Raw genomic sequence first — 16,990 nt, forward strand, 5'->3', positions numbered from 1 at the left:
AGTGCACAAAAAAGCCGGACCCGAAGGCCCGGCTTTTCCGTCAACGCTCGCCGACCCTATTCAATCGTGACCGGCATCAGATTGTCGTCCGAATTGCGGTCAATGAGCTTGTTGTAGGGGTCGATGCCGGCATAGCGCGGCTCTTCGTCCACAATCAGCTCGATACGCATCGTGGTCTCATTGATGCGGTGCTTGTCCATGTAGAGCACGTGATCCGTGCCCTCATAGGCATCATCGAGATTTTCCGTGAAGACGCCGATATCGATCTGATAGTCGATGTCCTCCTCGGTCTGCTCGCCGGCGCCATCGGCCTCGTATTTGTGGGCCTCGATCTCCAGCACCAGATCCCAGCGACCATCCGTCCGCTCGCTCGCCGTGGCCGAGGTCACATTGAGATCAAACAGGACGATACGCTCGAAGAAGTCATGGATCATGGCCTCATGCTCGGGACCGGCCTCCTCGCGCAGGATGCGCAGGAAATCCAGCGTCGTCGCATAGGGCTCGGACGAGTAGGCCCGTTCGTCGATCAGGCGTTGCATGGCCCGGTTGACGGTGTCCTCACCGATATAGTCCTGCAACGCATACATGATCACCGCGCCCTTGCGGTAGTGGATGTATTGCTGGTTTTCGACCCGATAAAGCGGCTGCTCCTCGATCGCTTCGGAGCCCCGGCCCGACAGATAGCTGTCGAGCTCGAACTTCAGGAAACGACGCATGTGATCCTCGCCATATTCCTGGCGCATGATCATCAGGGCCGAATACTGGGCGAAAGTCTCGATCAGCATCGTGCCGCCCTGGACATTCGCCGACATGACCTGGTGCGCCCACCACTGGTGTGCCGCTTCGTGGGCGGTCACGTAGTAGACATAGTCGATGTCCTGCGGATCCGAGAGATCGGCGATGAAGCCGATGCCTTCCGAGAACGGGATGGTGTTCGGGAAAGCCTGGGCGAATGTCGCATAGGCCGGGAATTCCAGGATGCGGTACTGGCGATACTGGTAGGGCGAGAGATGTTCGGAGAAATATCCGATCGAGTCCTCACCGGCTTCCAGCATCCGCTCCACATTCCAGGCATGATCGGGATGGTAGAAGACCTGATAGAGAATGCCGTCGGTCTCGCGTTCGGCCATCTCGTAATCCGCAGACAGCCACGAATAGAAGTTCAGGATCGGGCGATCCATGACGTATTCGAAGCAGGCACGGTCGCGACCGCTGTCATCCGTTTCGTCCCACTGGCGCTCCAGATAACCCGGTGCGATCGCGGTCTGGCCGGCCGACGTACAGACTTCCGAGCGGAAGGTCACATAGTCGGAATTGGTGATCCCGTTCTCATACCAATGGCTTTCATCCTCGAGCGGGAAGGCGCGCTCGATCGGCTCCATCCCTTCGCGGCGGCGTTGCTGCCGGTCGGTGAGGCGCCAATTGCTGTTGAAGCCGATGATCGGCATCGACTCGCTATTGTTGAAGAAGGTGCCGTTGTGATTGACCGTCCCGACATTACCGGAATTGCGGAAGCCCGGATTGTTGCGCTCGACCGTGAAGTCGAAACGCCGGGTTTCACCGGACTCGAGCGGCGTGCCGAGATCGAAGGAATAGAGGTAAAAACCTTCATCTGACGTCGCCAGTGAACCACCTTCGATCTCCTGCGAGACGATGGTCGTGCCCTGTCCATAGGAAATCCACAGCGTGTCGATCGCCGTGTCTTCCTTGTTCTCCAGTACATAGTGACCGGTGGCCGTATAGCGCCGCTCACCCGGATAGATGTCGACATCATAGGCCGTCTCGACAATGGTCGGCTGCGGCACGTCCTGCAGGTGCAGGTATTGACGCTCATACTCCGCCGCCAAGCCCCGCTGGTCGGGCCCCGAGATATAGGTGTTGAGGATGTTGGTATTGTAGAAAATCCACCCTCCGGTGCCGACGGCGCCGACAAGGGCGATGAGGGCGACCAGGCCTGTGGCGGGCGAGTAGCCCGACACCAGACGGCCAATGCGCTGCCAGATCGAGCTGAGTGCGCCCCGGCTCCACAACTGATAGGCAAACACCATCAGCAGCAGCGACCAGAAGCCCCAATAGGCCGTGAACCAGAGCGAAATGCCGAGGAAATGGCCATACCCGTTCATATCGGAATAGGGCGCACCCGGCGAGGCTCCGAACTGGTAGAGATTATGGTCGAAACCGACCTGGCTCATCACCAGAGATGCCACGAAATAGACCAGCATGGCAGCCATGCCGAGCCAGCGATTGTTCAGGACGACCTGGAAGAAGATCGCCAAGGCTGACAACAGAACAAACGGGATGATCAGCTCCATCACGCCACGAATGGCGTACTGGCCGATCTCCAGAACGGGATAGCCCATGATCAGCTGGGACAGCATGCCCGCCAGGATGGCCACCACGGCCAGAGAGGTGATCACGACCGCCATCGAAACGTATTTCGCGGTGATGAAGACCCAGCTCTCCGTCGGCGTCGAGTCGGTGATCTCGTTGAAGCCGAAACGGCGCTCGCGCCACATCAGCTCGGCCGCGTAATAGATCACGATGACCAGCGGGATGATCGAATAGGCCCCGTTGATCGTGTTCATGATCACGCGGGTGACCGGGAAATTGTCGGTCCCGTAGATTCCGTTGGCGAAGAAAAACCCCGGGATCGTGTTGAACAGGCCCAGCGCCAGGATGATCCAGAAGGCGATGTTGAACACGACGCCCTTCACCTCGAAGCCGACCCGTGCCGCAAATTGCTGACGCGCGGCTGAACCGCCGAGATTCGGCGTCGCCCGCGGCAGTTTGATGTCCATGATTGCATGATTGGCGCCGGTAGCGGCGACAGCCGACTTGCGCTTGGCACCGCCCCCGGCATTGCCGCGACGGAAGCGGAAGGTCACCAGGTTCAAAACCAGCAGCGCCAGACCAATACCGATCCAGAGCAGGCGGTTGGCCAACAGGGTGCCCTCAAACGGGACCACCTGGCTGTTCTGCTCGAACGCCGTCCAATAGCGGGTCGCCTCACCGAAAGTGTTGAAGCCAAACGGATCGATCAGGGCGAGGGTTTCGCGCAAGGCCGGTTCCTGACCGGCAATGGCCGAACCGACGAAGTAGAGCACCAGAAGGCCAACAAAACCGGCCCAGACCAGCATGGTTGAGCGGGTGAAATTGGCGACCGTGAAGAGGATTGTGCCGACCACCCACATATTGACCAGACCGAAGGCCAGATAGACGTAGACGAACCAGCCCAACCGTGTCGGACCGATCAACTCCTGGTCCAGCCATGGCATCACCGAGCCGATCAGGAAGGCAAGCGGCACGCTGGCAAAGCACAGGGCGGTCGCCAGGAATCCGCCGATGAAACGGCCGAGGACAAAGTCGAATTCCTTGATGGGCCGTGAGAAGAAAAGCTCTTCAGTCTTGAAGCTCTTGTCCCGGATCACGCCGGACGACAGGAAAGCGACCGGAATCAGCCCGCCAAAGAGCGAAAAGACCAGGACGTTGATGGTCAGGGCGTTCGGCGAGTTGATATTGGTCGCGCCGCCGCCACCGATCTGGATGTTGTCAATGGTGACCCCGCCATAGACGAGGAGGAAGAAGATCGCGAAAACCGCGATGAATACGGGCGAAAAGATCTGATAGCGGATCTCGAACCCGGCGATCTTGGAGAGCATGATGTGCTCCTTTCAGCTGGGTTGAGACTTAAGCGGCCGCCGCAGCGGACTGGCCGCCGCGGATGGTCGAGAAATACACATCTTCCAGATCCGGCGTCGCCGTCGCGAAATCATCACCCGGCTGGCTGTCGGCCAGGACACGGATCATCACCTGGCCCATGGTCAGGCGTTCGGAGATGACATTGTGACGGGTGCGCAATTCGGCCAGATCGGACTTGGCCGCGGTCTTCGACCAGACCTTGCCGTCGAGCGCCTTCACCAGATCGGCCGGCACGCCCGCCGCAACAATCTTGCCCTGGTTCATGATCGCCATTTTCGGGCAGAGATCGGCGACGTCCTCGACGATATGGGTCGACAGGATGACGACGACATTCTCGCCGATTTCCGAGAGGAGATTGTGGAAGCGGTTGCGCTCTTCCGGGTCGAGGCCGGCGGTCGGCTCGTCGACAATGATCAGCTGCGGGTCACCCAGCAGCGCCTGGGCAATGCCGAAACGCTGGCGCATGCCGCCGGAATAGGAGGCGACGGATTTCTTGGCATGTTGGGAGAGATTGGTCTGTTCCAGCAGGGCCTCGACGACCTGTTTGCGTTCCTTGGCGTTGGTCAGTCCCTTGAGGACGGCGAGATGGTCAAGCATGGCCCGCGCCGACATGCGCGGATAGACGCCGAAATCCTGCGGCAGATAGCCCAGCGTGGCGCGCAGCGCCTTGGGGTCCTTGACGATATCGATCTCACCGAAAACGGCTGAGCCGCTGTCCGGCGCCTGCAGGGTTGCCAGGGTGCGCATCAGCGTCGACTTGCCGGCACCGTTGGGGCCGAGCAGACCGAACATGCCCTTGGGAATGTCCAGCGTGACCCCGTCCATGGCGCGTACGCCATTGCCGTAGGTCTTGGTGAGATTGTTGATCGTCAGCATGATTGTGCCTCGCCCGCTCGCGCCGGCGTCCCTCTTGTGTCCCTTTGGGCGAGAACCTAGGCCGCGCCCCATTATGGCGCAAATGAGGCTTTGTTCAGGATTGGCGAAAGGGGGACGCTGGACCCGGATTGTCCCCCCTCCCGTTTTCGAGCCGGAATCCTGCCGGAAACGGGTGACCCGCAAGCCGTGGACTTGTATGCGGTGACACATGGCTCCACCGCTTCTCACCCTCCAGAATATCCACCTGACCTTCGGCGTCACACCGCTGCTCGCCGGCGCTGATTTGCAGGTCGAGGAAGGCGAGCGCCTCTGCCTTGTCGGCCGCAACGGGTCAGGCAAATCCACCCTCCTGAAAGTCGCCGCCGGACTTGTCGAAGCCGATGAGGGCGATCGTTTCGTCCACCCGTCCGCGACCGTGCGCTATCTCGAACAGGACCCAGACCTGTCCGCACACGCCACGATCCGCGATTATGTCATGTCAGGCTTGGCTCCCGGCGATGCCGACTATCGGGCCGACTATCTGATGGAACGCCTCGGCCTGACCGGCGACGAGACGCCGGCACAGGTGTCCGGCGGCGAGGCCCGCCGCGCCGCGCTGGTGCGTGCCCTGGCGCCGGACCCTGACATCCTGCTGCTCGACGAACCGACCAACCATCTCGATCTGCCGGCCATTGAATGGCTGGAAGAGGAGTTGCGCCATTGCCGCTCGGCCCTCGTTCTGATCAGCCATGATCGCCGCTTCCTGGAAAACCTGACCCGCAAGACCGTCTGGCTTGATCGCGGCCAGACCCGCCAGCTCGACCGGGGCTTTGGCGAATTCGAGAGCTGGCGCGACACCGTGCTGGAGCAGGAACAGGACGAGCTGCACAAGCTCGACCGCAAGATCGTTCGCGAGGAAGACTGGCTGCGCTATGGCGTGACTGCCCGCCGGAAGCGCAATGTCCGCCGCCTCGGCGAGCTCAACGCCCTCAAGCAGCAACGCCGCGATCATCGCGGGCCGCAAGGCACCGTCAAGCTGGAGACCTCTGAGGCCGGCGAAAGCGGCAAGCTGGTCGCCGAGGCCAAATCCGTCTCGCTGAGCTATGGCGAACGCGCCATCGTCAAGGACTTCTCGACCAAGATCGCCCGCAATGCCCGCATCGGCCTCGTGGGACCCAATGGCGCCGGCAAGACGACACTGTTGAACATTCTGACCGGCCAGCTGGCCCCCGATGCGGGCTCAGTCCGCCTTGGTACCAAGCTGGAGATTGCCTCACTCGACCAGAAGCGTGTCGCCCTGAAGGATGACTGGACCCTGTCGGAAGCCCTCACACAAGGCAGCGGCAATCAGGTCGAGGTCGGCGGCAAGACCAAACATGTCGTCGCCTACATGAAGGATTTTCTCTTCCCGCCGGAACAGGCCAACACGCCGGTCCATGTCCTCTCCGGCGGGGAACGGGCGCGGATCATGCTGGCGCGGGCGCTGGCCCTGCCGTCCAACCTGCTGGTGCTCGACGAACCGACCAATGATCTCGACCTGGAGACCCTCGACCTGTTGCAGGGCCTGATCGCCGATTATGCCGGCACGGTCTTCCTCGTGTCGCATGATCGCGATTTCCTCGACCGCTGCTGCAGCGCCGTTTTCATCGCCGAGGGTGATGGTGTCTGGCAGGAATATGCCGGCGGCTATTGCGACATGGTCGCCCAGCGCGGCGCCGGTGTGAGCGCCCTCGACAAGACCGGTGGCAAACAATCCGGGTCCGCAAAGGGCGCTGCAAAGCCTGCCTCTGCTGCCGTGGCCAAGCCGGAACGCCGTCGCATGGCCAACAAGGACCGCTACGCCCTCAAACTCCTGCCCGCCGAAATCGACAAGCTGGGCGAAGAGATCGCCAAGCTGGAAGCGGATATGGCCGATCCCGAACTCTTCGCCGACAGCGCCCGCTTCGCCCAGGTCTCAAAACGCCTCGGCGAAGCCATGCAGGAACGGGCCGACAAGGAAGACCGCTGGCTCGAACTGGAAGCCCTGCGCGAGGAGATCGAGGGCGGGGCCTGACCTATCTCAGCGCCCGCGAATGCGCCGGCCCCAACAACACCGCGTTGAGCAAGAGCAGGTCCAGCCCTTCGAGATAGGCCCGCGTGGTCGGTGACTGGGTGATGGCGACGACCTGGCCGGACCCATGGCTGGTCGACAGCACGAAGGGTTTCAGGGCCAGCTGGTCGGCATATTCGTCCCACAGATAACCACCGGCGATCAGCTCATCGCGGGCCGCAAAACGCAGGGCCGTGGTGGCGTCGTCCAGCGACACCGGGGCGTAAATGTCCGAACCGGTTACCAGTGCCGCCGCGCCGCGATCATAGCCCGATGCCATCCAGGCATTGGGATTGGATGTGACCTGCACCAGGGCGCCCGGCGAAGACTCCGGCAGCGCACCGGCTTCAGCTTCGAGCACGCGCAGCTCGCCTTCATTGGCGAGGACCGTGCCGTCGACGACCGGGCCGGCGCCAGCCGCCCCGTCGCGCGGCGTATCGGCGGCCCGCTCGCGTTGCGCCGGGATCAGGCCGACATCGCTCGACGCCAGCCAACGCGTGGCATCGCCGAGACCGACGACGACACCGCCCTCGCTGACAAAGTCACGGATCGCCGACGCGCCGGAATTCCCCAACGCGCCCGACAGACCACCATAACCCTGCTCGGGCAGGATGAGGACGTCATAACTTTCCAGCTGCGCACGACCCACCGTGCCGGTGCGGATCACCGAAACGGGAATATTATAGCGCCGTTCCAGCACATAGCGGGTCGCTCCCGCCGAGGTCGGATCCGTGCCCTCATCCCACAGCATGGCGACACGCGGCGCCCGCAGCGTGCGGAAATTGTCACTTCCCGGATTGGGTCCTTCATCAACCCAGCTCGACGACATGCCTTCGAAACGGGCGCCGCTTTCGGCGGCCAGACGGTTGACCAGCGCGTCGAGATCAGCCGGCGCACCAAAACGCGGCACCACAACGGACCCGCTCGGGAAACGCCGATCGCCGATGCGGAAGGGTTGGCCGGAGGTACGCATGGCGATCCCGGCCTGCCCCAGGGCGGCGACCAGTCGGGCCTGACCGGCATCGCTCCACGGAATGACATAACCCCATTCAGCACTGTCGGTGGTGGTGACCCGTTCGATCGGCATTTCCGGCTCGACCGGCTCGGCGGCGGTCGACGGCGTGCGGCGGCAGGTCGTGGCGTCGACATTGTTCATCAGCGGCAGCGACCAGGCGGTCACGTCGTAAAGCTCATGCCCCAGACCGTCAGCCCGGCGGTGTTCCTGCTCGGCCATGAAATCGGCAGGCAGATCAGTGGTTGGCTCCATCAGCGTCCGGGCGAGGCGGCCGGCAGGCTGGTCAAAACGGACCAGGAATCCACCATCCTCAAAACGGGCGCCACAGACTGATGTGCCGGCGGCGATACGGCCGACTTCAATCCCTTGGGCGGCAAGGTTGCGGGCCATGCGCTCGGCGCCCCAGCGATTGCCGCTGAGCGAGAAGACCATGGCCTGCGGATCATCGGCCGAGGCCGCGGCGCTGGCCCGGAACTCCACGAAATCTGTGAGGAAGCGTTCGCGGTTCTCGGCCACCACCTGGGCGGTCGAGAGCGAGGCGACGAAATGGTGATTGACCCCGTCGGCATAGGTCAGCGTCGAACCATCGCGGCGACGCCAGGCCAGACCACGGGCCGAAGCCTGCTCATAGGTCATGGCGACGGCGCCCTGCAGGGTCGGCCACATGTCGCCATAGCCGGGATAGAACGCGTCATAGACTTCACGGGTGAAGAAGGCATAGCCCAAGCGGTCGAACCACGTCCCGTGATTGCGGCCGATCAGCGCTTGCGCATCGCGCTGGGACTGCACGATCTCCGGGTTGAAGGGCTCGGCGGAGGGCGCGAAGAAATAGGTGCTGTCGCCGCTCATCTCATGGGCATCGACGACCACGACGGGGCGCCAGTCGAGAATGGCATCGGTCCGGCCACGGGTCTCCGGCTGGGTGCGGGCAAACCAGTCGCGATTGAGGTCGAAGAGGTAGTGATTATAGCGCCCGCCCGGCCAGGGTTCGTCGTGCTCGGCGGTATAGCGGTCGCCGCTGAACTCCAGCCCGCGTGCCGCCCGGAAGGACTGGATGAAACGGTTGCGGCCATCCGGATTCTGGGTCGGGTCGATCACCACGATGGTGTTGTCGAAAATACTCTCGACCATCGGATCACCCTGCGCCGCCACCAGGTGATAAGCCGTGCGAAGGCCGGCATCGGTCGACGAAATCTCATTGCCATGCACGCCGTAGGACAGCCAGACCACCGCCGGTAGATCCGCAATCAATCTGTCCCGACTGGCCGCGTCCAGTCCGCGCGGGTCGGCCAGACTGGCCAGACCGGACCGGATTTCGTCGGCACGCGCCAAGACGTCAGGGGCCGCGATTACGGCATAGACCAGCGGCCGGCCTTCCCAGCTGCGGGCATATTCCACCACCTCGACCCGGTCCGGCGCGGCGGCTTCGAGCGCATAGAGGTAATCGACCGCGTCCTGTGGCGGGGTGATCTCTTCACCGAACTCATAGCCGAAAGCGGCCCGCGCATCGGGAATCGCCGGGTCGTATCGTGTCTCGAACGGTGTCGACTGCGCGAACGCGCCTCCGCTGACGGTCAAAAAGGCAAGGCTGGCAGCGAGAATGGCGCGGTACATGGAACCCCCCGGGATCATTGAATTTCCACTTAATCAGGTTTTCCCGTCCGGGGAAAAGCCTGCTGCCCACCCGCTCACGGTGTGACGATGGCAAAATCCGGTTGCGGCTGTTCCAGCATGGCGAAAAATCCGAGCAGGGCCAACCGGTCACCGGTGATGGCAAACTGGTCCGACCCGATCATCTCCATCAGCCCCACCTCCTGCTGCAGCAGGCGCAGCCAGAAGGCTCGTGTCAGCGTCACACTGGCATCGGCATCGGCAACCGCTTCGGCCTGTTGATGGTGCATCACGCCGTTGGACAGACGGATGACATGGGTCTCGCCAACATCGGCGAAGACAAAGTTGAACACCCGGTCACGCCGCGCCGCCCGGTTGCCGTCGAGCCGGGTCGCCATGGCGGCAAAGAACATGTCCAACGGGATGGATTGCAGGATGGCTGATCCCGCCGCCGTCGCATCCAGCGCTTCAACACCGTGACGCAACTCAAAGGCTCCGGTCAGATAAAAATCACGCCAGGGCGCGGATTCGGCGGCATAGCCCAATTGCTCATAGGCCCGTGCCAGCACCTCACGCGCCGCATCCTCGCGCGGCGCCGCGAAAACCGCATGCTGGGCCAGCTCCGCCGACCAGCGATACTCGCCGGCATCGAGTGCGTGGCTGGCCTGCATCACGACAGCATCAACGCCGCCCAGAGCCTCAACATAACGCTGCGCCGCTTCAACGCGCGGTATCGGGTCAAGATGTGCGGGCACGCCATCAAACCAACCGAAATAGCGCTGATAGACCGCCCGCGAATTGTGCTTGAGCGTGCCGTAATAGCCCTGCACCGCGAACACCCCGGCGAGGCTTTCGGGCAGGGTGATGGTCTCGGCGATCTCGTCCGGACCCAACCCTTGCGCCGCCAGTCGCAGTGTCTGGTCATGGATGTATTTATAGACATCGCGCTGAGCGGTCAGAAACGCCCGGCTCTCGGACTGGCCCCAGACCGGCCAGTGATGGCTGTTGAAAATGACCGATGTCCGCGGCCCGAACCGGTCCAGCGCCTCAGCAATGGCGGCCGACCAAGCCAGGGCATCGCGCACCTCGGCCCCGCGAAGCGTGTAGAGATTGTGCAGGGTGCGCGAGACCAGTTCGGCGCCGCACCAGGCCCGGAGGTCAGGGAAAAACACCGTCAGCTCGGCCGGCGCCTCGGTCTCCGGTGCATACTGGAATTCCATCCGGACACCGTCAATTTCCAAGGTCTGGCCGGTCTCATCAATCACATGGGTCGGCGTCGCAATCGTGTGGGTTCCCAGTGCCGGATGCTTGCCCAGACCCGATCCGACATGACCGCGCTGCGTACGCGGCAAGCGCGTGCCATACATGTAGCCGGCCCGCCGCCCCATCACGATCCCGGCCATGACATTCTCGCTGACCGCCGCCTCCAGGAAACCGGCCGGGGCAATGATCGGCGTCTCCGGCCCCGCGACCGCGCCGATACCGCCAAAATGATCGATATGGGAATGGGTCAGAATGACCGCGCTGACCGGGCGGTCGCCCAATTCCCGATTGACCAGATCGAGCGCCGCCCGGGCCGTCTCGACCGAGGTCAGCGGATCAATGATGATCCAGCCGGTCTCACCCGTGATCACCGACATGTTGGCGAGGTCATATCCGCGCACCTGATGGATGCCGGGCTCGACCTCGAACAATCCATGGATCTGGTTCAGTCGGGCCTGGCGCCAAAGGCCGGGATGGACACTGGCCGCCGGCTCCGGGGCGAGAAACCCATAATCTGCGGGGCGCCAGATGACCGCGCCATCCGGGTCGGTGATTGTCAAATTCTCGTCGCTGGCGACAAAACCGCGATTGGCCAGTGCCTCATCCTCGGAGGGCAGACCGTCAAGGGTTCGGGCAAGGCGGGCATTGGCCTGTGCCGTTGCGTCCGATGCCGGCAGGAAACCCGCCGCATCCGAGCCTGAGGTCACATCGACCGCTGCCTGACGCTCGCCACACGCCACCAATATCAACGCAAGCCCGGTCAGGGCACCCAAGAATAACCGCATCTTCCCCTCCCAGAGAACAGTGTTCACCCACGCTAGCCATCATTTCGGCAAATGGCGATTCCAATCCCGGGCGAGCGCAGGACAAGCGACCGAATTTGCTGGCATTTTCGTGTGAGATATCTAGTTTCGGATGTCGGGCATCGCGACGCGCGCCCGGCGTCGGCCCGCGAGAGGACCCATGAAGCTCGACACGGCCTGGAACCTTGCCCTGACGGATCTCGATATCCGCGAGGAGGCGGCATGCCTTGGCATGGCGAGCCAGGCCGAACGAAGCCGTGTGGCCGCAGGCACTGTCATTATTGCCCAGGACGAAGCCGATGATCGGGTCTTCCTGTTGCTGGGCGGGCGCGCCCGGGTCGTGTTGCTGTCGGAAAACGGGCAGGAAATCTGGCTCGATGCCTTCGAAGCCGGCGCTGTGTTTGGCGAGCTGGCCGCACTGACCGGGCAACCGCGAATCTCCGGCATCATCGCGGAAACCGAATGCGATCTGGCCATTTATAGCGGAGAGGCGTTTTTCGGCCTGATACGTCGTCACGGCGAGATCGGCCTCGCCCTGTCCCGCGTTCTGGCGCGCCGGGTCCAGCACACCACCCAACGCATGTTCGAGTTGTCGGCCCTGTCGGCGCCCGGCCGCATCTATGCCGAATTGCTGCGCATGTCGAAACCGGTCGGATCCGACGGCAGCGCCCGGGTCATCGCACCGGCTCCGTCGATGAAGGAGCTGGCCTTGCGTGTGAACTCCACACGCGAAACTGCCTCGCGAACCATCAATGACCTGCAGCGAAAAGGCCTGCTTGAGAAACTGCGTGACCGGATCGAACTCGTAGACCCCGACCAACTAGACCGGTTGCGTGGATCGAGCTGACCGGCTGCGACGCAGATTGGCGGCTGCATTCGCCGGCAAGGCCCGCAATGCGTAGAGCCGCTGGTCGGGCATCACTGCATCAATCCGGATCTGGCCGACATATTCACTTCGGAACGCATAGGACGACATGGCGAGTGCCGCCGCGAAGGCTTCGCTGACGAAAATGGATCCGGGAACCGTGACCGCCTCGATCCGCGCCGCGACCGCAACCTGTCCGCCAAACAGGGATGGCCTTTTTTGCAACGGGTCCTCGCCTTCATGCACGGGGCCGAAATGACCGGCGATCCGCAGGCCAAGCGACGGCGGCAGGGCGTGTTCATCCATGTCGATATCGGCGAAGGCCTGCCGCAGCGTATCGGCTGCGCGCGCCGCGTCTTCCACCCGATCAAAGGCCAGGAACATGCCATCCCCCCAGCTATCGGCATGGACCGGTGGGTCCGCCAGCGCATCGCAGCACGCAGCAAGGGGTTTGAGCACCGCCTGCACGAAATGCGGCACGCGATCATCGGGCACCGAAGTCGAGCCGGCCACATCAAGAAAAAGCATAGCCCGCATGGCCGGGCGAAAACCGGGCTCGGGATTTTCATCGGCAGCGGGCTTGGTGCGGATCGATGATCGCTGGCCCGGATAGGGCACACGGACCTGATCCAGCCCGCAGGCGCTCCAGACATCCCGGTCATGCAAGGTGCCAAAACCCGCCGGGGTTTCGGCATCATCCACTTCAGACACCAGTATCTGCAAGGGTTCGGTGGCGAGGACACTTGCTCGCATGCGCGCCATGCCCATGGCAACAAGACTGGCGAAGTTCAGCGTCTGAACCGAAACAATACGGCGGTCCGACGTCAGTTCGACCACTTTTTCAGCCTGTTCGAGACAGGCCTCGAAGCGGTGCACCCAGGCCTCGCCGAAGGGCCGGACCGAGGCGTCCAAGAACGCCGGAACCGGGGCCGGCAGCACCACATTCAGCTCGCAACCCCGCGCCAGGGCGGCTTCAGCGATAACGATATCCGAGCCGGCAGCCAGCGCCCCGTGGACAGGCCCCACATGATGGCGCGCCAACATCAGCTCGACCGTATCGCGCAGCCGGCCTTCCTGGCCCTTGTCCAGTTGCCGCTCGCCCGCGCCCAAGCCGAAAATATGGCCTGCATAGTGCGCCGGACGTGGTGGCTCAAGCGGCGCAAGCCAATCTGAATCGAGTCCCAGGACGGCGACCAGCAACCTTAACTGCCGCAAGGTCGTGGCATGTGCCAGATGATTGTCGGGGTCCAACCGGAAGGCCTCGCGAAGCGTCGAACGGGCGGTCGGGAGGTCGCCAAGAAGGAGATAGGCTTCGGCCTGCGATGCTTGTCGATAATATGCCTGTTCGCGGGACGCCGTGGCGGTATCGAAACTACCGTAGAGCACCTTGCGGGCGTAGATTTCAGCGGGCCCCGGATCTCCGGCCAGCATGTACATGCTGGCGGCGTTGATCGCTGGGTAGTGGCCGCCGGTCCGCGCGTGCACATCAGCGTAATTGCGGGCACTCTCACGGGCGAACCGGGCGAAAGCTTGACCCGACGACTCGAGTGCCAGCGCTTTGAGGAGACGTGCGCCGACGGCGAGACAGTCCTCATCATGGCGAATTTCAGCGAGCCGGTATTCATGATAGGCGGCGGACGCTCGCTCGAGCGCCCCCGAGCGGATCAGACACAACACGGCGCGATGCTTGAGCCAAAAATCATCAGGACGGTCACGAAGACCGTCCTGACAAAGATCATAGGCCCGGGCGAGATCACCCTGGTTGAAACGGTCAATGATCCGCTCACGCACGCGCCCGCTCCGGGCTAACGGCATCACCCGGCGGACTAAGCCACCGATCAGGGCGGCGTGAGGCGGATCGACGGATCGATAATGACCCGTGTTTTCTGCTCACCGGCATCTTGTGACGCCGTGATGAAGAGCGCGTATTCATAGTCGGCAGGCGCCTCAACCGGTTTGGTCTGAATCTGGAAACTGTAGGGCTTGCAGTTTTCACCATTCAGGGTCAGCCAGTCCAGCCCACAGAACTGTCCCGAGGGGTCGATCCCCTTGAACTTGATGCGCGCCTCTTCAAACCCCCAACCCGGAATATGGACATTGAAGATGATCCGGGTGTTGCCATGCACATTCTGGTCAAAGGGGCATGGATTGGTAGCAGAACAAGGCGTCCACATGCCCGCCAGGGCCGCTGCCACCGCCGTGCGCAATGTCGCGCTGTCAGCATTGGCGAAGTCATTCACGGTTTCCGCAAAGATCACAAAGATCTGGGCGATCTCCGCATCGTCAAACATTTCCCGCCCGGCATCGCTACCGTTCATGACGGTGAAACCGTCGCTGGCCCGAGCGATCAGGCTGATCTGCGTCTGCGTAGGTGTCAGGCCACACGCGCCCAACAATTCTTCCTGGACGATGGACCCGTCGAACGCGTCCTTGTCGATCACAGCCATTTGGATGTCCCCCTCTGGCATTTCGCGAATCCCGACCCGCCTGCAGGGTCGGCAGAGTTTACTGCGCGCTCGTGAGCGCGCCTTCGAGCGATTCCCGAGCATATTCTAGCTCGGCAGCGGAATCGGTCCGAATCCGGTCACGAATGGGATCGAGGCGGCGCACAATGTCTTCACGGATACGTCGCGCTTCCACGCTTTCCCCCTGTGCATCAAGCACATCTGCCAACGTGTTGGCTCCAGCGGAATAATAGTAGGGTGCGCGCTCCAACGCGCCGGACCAGTCATCGACCTGACCCAGCGTGGTCAACATGTGCTCCACCGAGGTCTGCGCCGCAACATAATCCTCGCGAGCCGCAAATATGCGCGCTTCGATCAGGCTGGCATGCAGACGCGTGATGGCAAAACGGGCGCCTTCTGCCGCGCCCCAGGCCTCATGCGCCATAAAGCCGGTCGCTGCCACATAGGCATTGCGCGCCGCTTCAATCCGGCCGTTATACAATTCGGCCTGGGCCTGCCAGAGACGTTCGCGCACGCCGATCAGCCGCCACTCCAGATTGTCCGGCTCATGGGCGATCAGCGCCGCCGCCTCGAAGGAGGCCGGTTCAAGAATTTGGAGAGCCCGTTCGAGATCGGCCTCAGGGGTGCGCCAACCCGGAGCGATCAGCAGGCGGGCCAACGCATATTCTGCAGCAATGACAGCCCGGCGAACACGCCAGTCATCGGTCGGATCAACCCGACCGCTGTCATACAGCGCCAATTGATCTTCGATCACGGCAATAGCCGCATCGCGTCCGTCCGTAATCTCCGAGATTGATGCGACCCAGGCCAGCGTTTCGGCGACCTCCATCCAGGCGGGATCATTGTCCGGCCGACCGTCGGCGATGATGCGAAATTGCTCGAGCGCAGCGCTGGCCGCGACCAGCGCCCCATCCCAATTCCGCTGGGCCGTCTGCAGCGTACCGATATTGGAATGCGCATACGCGACTTCAGCCTGCCATTCGGAATTGGCCGGATCGATCTCAAGAAGGCGATAGGCCAGGTCGCGATATTCGACAAACCGGCGCTCGGCCATGTCCAGATCACCCCGGCGCCAAGCAAAATAGCCAACCCAGTAACTACTCTGGGCGTGCTCATATATGCGCTCGGCCATGGTCGGTTCGACCGCCAGGATGCGACTGGTCGACTCATAGGCGATCCGGAAATGCTGATAGGCATTGTCGAGATCACCCTGGGCGCTGTCGATCTCGCCAAGGAGATGGAATGCGCGCGCCCGGCGGCCAAGCTCGTCTGTGGTCATTTCACGATCGGTCTGGCCATCATAATATTCGATCACCTTCGCCCCGACAGCGTCCAGCGCGTCGAGCCGACCCACCGGTTCCAGATTGTCTCGCAGATCATTCAGCATAAACTCAATGAGGTCCTCGGCCTCAGCCTTGCGCCGGACTGCCTCGGACCGGGCCGAGGCGGCCAGCAGCGTCAGTGTCGCCATGATAGCCGAAAGCAACAGGGACGCGCCTGTGATGGCGGTCACACGTCGATGGCGACGCTGGAGATCCCGCTGGATCAGCTGATCGAGGCTGATTCCGAGCAGTCCGGCGACCAGTTTGAGCAAGGCCATGCGACGTCCGTCAGCCTTGCGACGCATGTCAGCCGCGACCGGTTCAGCCACCGTTGCACCATCGACGCCGGGTTCCAACAAGGCGGGCGGGAAGCAAGTCTCGCCCGGTTCCGCCTCCGGATCGGAGTCGGGATTGCCGGCCAGAACAGCCGCAAGCACCACACCACCCGGGTTGAGCTGTCGATAGGCGCGAATCTCCTCGTTGACCCAACGCGAAACAACCGCATCGGGTGAACAGACCACAATCAGGGCATCGGAATTGGCAAGCGCATCCCGCACCGAGGCCGTCAGGTCTCCGGTCGCAGCCAGATCTTCGCGATCCCGGAAAATCGGGGTCAGGCGCCGCGGAACCGTGCCTTGCTTCGTTTCTCGACCGACCAGGCGCGACGGAATATTATAGGTTTCCAACTGTCGGTGCAGCCAGCGGGCGAATTGCTGATCGCGAAGGCTGTAACTGATGAATGCCCTGTAGCGTGTGCCCACACTCATGCCCGGCCCCCAAATCGCAGACCGACATAATTGGCGGTTCGCACGCCCTGTGCAACCAGTAGCCGTCACCACAAACGCCAACAAACAAAGCTTTCAACACGTTTCCGGTGTCTCCGGGCCTGCTGCGCCTGACCGGGATGGTGCTGCATTTCGTCATGGGCACCACGGTCGCTGCTCTCGAACGGCGTCGGGTCCGGCGACAGCTGTCACCCTGTCTGACTGAAGACTCCCGTGGT

General features: G+C 62.6%; 9 protein-coding genes. 2 read left to right on the forward strand and 7 right to left on the reverse strand.

Features of this window, described 5'->3' with window-relative positions; all coding sequences use genetic code 11:
- Positions 1–56 precede the first annotated feature (56 nt).
- Together AWH62_RS15210 and AWH62_RS15215 are read right to left on the reverse strand one after the other, a co-directional pair.
- Positions 57–3,659, reverse strand: a complete 3,603-nt coding sequence (locus tag AWH62_RS15210; protein ID WP_075191349.1) for a M1 family aminopeptidase — start codon at positions 3,657–3,659, stop codon at positions 57–59.
- Between the two features lie 28 nt (positions 3,660–3,687).
- A complete protein-coding gene (locus AWH62_RS15215) occupies positions 3,688–4,575 on the reverse strand; it encodes an ABC transporter ATP-binding protein (RefSeq protein ID WP_075191350.1) in 888 nt (295 codons plus the stop codon).
- A 208-nt stretch (positions 4,576–4,783) separates the two neighbouring features.
- On the opposite strand from AWH62_RS15215, the gene AWH62_RS15220 reads away from it, so the two are divergent.
- Positions 4,784–6,607 (forward strand): ABC-F family ATP-binding cassette domain-containing protein, encoded by a 1,824-nt coding sequence (locus AWH62_RS15220; protein WP_075191351.1) that lies wholly within the window; start codon positions 4,784–4,786, stop codon positions 6,605–6,607.
- Position 6,608: 1 nt separating this feature from the next.
- On the opposite strand, the gene AWH62_RS15225 is transcribed toward AWH62_RS15220, so the two are convergent.
- Together AWH62_RS15225 and AWH62_RS15230 are read right to left on the reverse strand one after the other, a co-directional pair.
- Positions 6,609–9,272, reverse strand: coding sequence for a M14 metallopeptidase family protein (locus tag AWH62_RS15225; RefSeq protein ID WP_075191352.1), 2,664 nt, complete (start codon positions 9,270–9,272; stop codon positions 6,609–6,611).
- Between the two features lie 74 nt (positions 9,273–9,346).
- Positions 9,347–11,317, reverse strand: coding sequence for an alkyl/aryl-sulfatase (locus tag AWH62_RS15230; protein ID WP_075191353.1), 1,971 nt, complete (start codon positions 11,315–11,317; stop codon positions 9,347–9,349).
- 178 nt (positions 11,318–11,495) lie between these two features.
- Here AWH62_RS15230 and AWH62_RS15235 point away from each other — a divergent pair, with 178 nt between their 5' ends.
- Positions 11,496–12,182, forward strand: coding sequence for a Crp/Fnr family transcriptional regulator (locus AWH62_RS15235; RefSeq protein ID WP_075191354.1), 687 nt, complete (start codon positions 11,496–11,498; stop codon positions 12,180–12,182).
- Here the strand turns inward: AWH62_RS15235 and AWH62_RS15240 are convergent.
- Genes AWH62_RS15240 through AWH62_RS15250 form a run of 3 tightly spaced genes read right to left on the reverse strand, consistent with a single transcriptional unit; the run spans position 12,156 to position 16,754 of the window.
- Complete coding sequence (locus tag AWH62_RS15240; RefSeq protein WP_075191355.1) at positions 12,156–13,991, reverse strand: adenylate/guanylate cyclase domain-containing protein; 1,836 nt, start codon at positions 13,989–13,991, stop codon at positions 12,156–12,158. The two genes, AWH62_RS15235 and AWH62_RS15240, sit on opposite strands and share 27 nt — an antisense overlap.
- Positions 13,992–14,038: 47 nt before the next feature.
- On the reverse strand, positions 14,039–14,647 hold the full coding sequence (locus AWH62_RS15245; RefSeq protein ID WP_075191356.1) for a hypothetical protein: 609 nt from the start codon (positions 14,645–14,647) through the stop codon (positions 14,039–14,041).
- 58 nt (positions 14,648–14,705) lie between these two features.
- The gene (locus AWH62_RS15250) at positions 14,706–16,754 is read right to left on the reverse strand and encodes a toll/interleukin-1 receptor domain-containing protein (protein ID WP_075191357.1); all 2,049 of its coding nucleotides are present in this window, start codon (positions 16,752–16,754) and stop codon (positions 14,706–14,708) included.
- Positions 16,755–16,990 lie beyond the last annotated feature (236 nt).

The organism is Maricaulis sp. W15, assembly GCF_001924955.1.
GTDB lineage: Bacteria > Pseudomonadota > Alphaproteobacteria > Caulobacterales > Maricaulaceae > Maricaulis > Maricaulis maris.

Bases quoted from the DNA above. Each gene is read 5' to 3' on its own strand.
- AWH62_RS15210 (WP_075191349.1), bottom strand. From the start codon at position 3,659: ATGCTCTCCAAGATCGCCGGGTTCGAGATCCGCTATCAGATCTTTTCG.
- AWH62_RS15250 (WP_075191357.1), bottom strand. From the start codon at position 16,754: ATGAGTGTGGGCACACGCTACAGGGCATTCATCAGTTACAGCCTTCGC.
- AWH62_RS15215 (WP_075191350.1), bottom strand. From the start codon at position 4,575: ATGCTGACGATCAACAATCTCACCAAGACCTACGGCAATGGCGTACGC.
- AWH62_RS15225 (WP_075191352.1), bottom strand. From the start codon at position 9,272: ATGTACCGCGCCATTCTCGCTGCCAGCCTTGCCTTTTTGACCGTCAGC.
- AWH62_RS15220 (WP_075191351.1), top strand. From the start codon at position 4,784: ATGGCTCCACCGCTTCTCACCCTCCAGAATATCCACCTGACCTTCGGC.
- AWH62_RS15245 (WP_075191356.1), bottom strand. From the start codon at position 14,647: ATGGCTGTGATCGACAAGGACGCGTTCGACGGGTCCATCGTCCAGGAA.
- AWH62_RS15230 (WP_075191353.1), bottom strand. From the start codon at position 11,317: ATGCGGTTATTCTTGGGTGCCCTGACCGGGCTTGCGTTGATATTGGTG.
- AWH62_RS15235 (WP_075191354.1), top strand. From the start codon at position 11,496: ATGAAGCTCGACACGGCCTGGAACCTTGCCCTGACGGATCTCGATATC.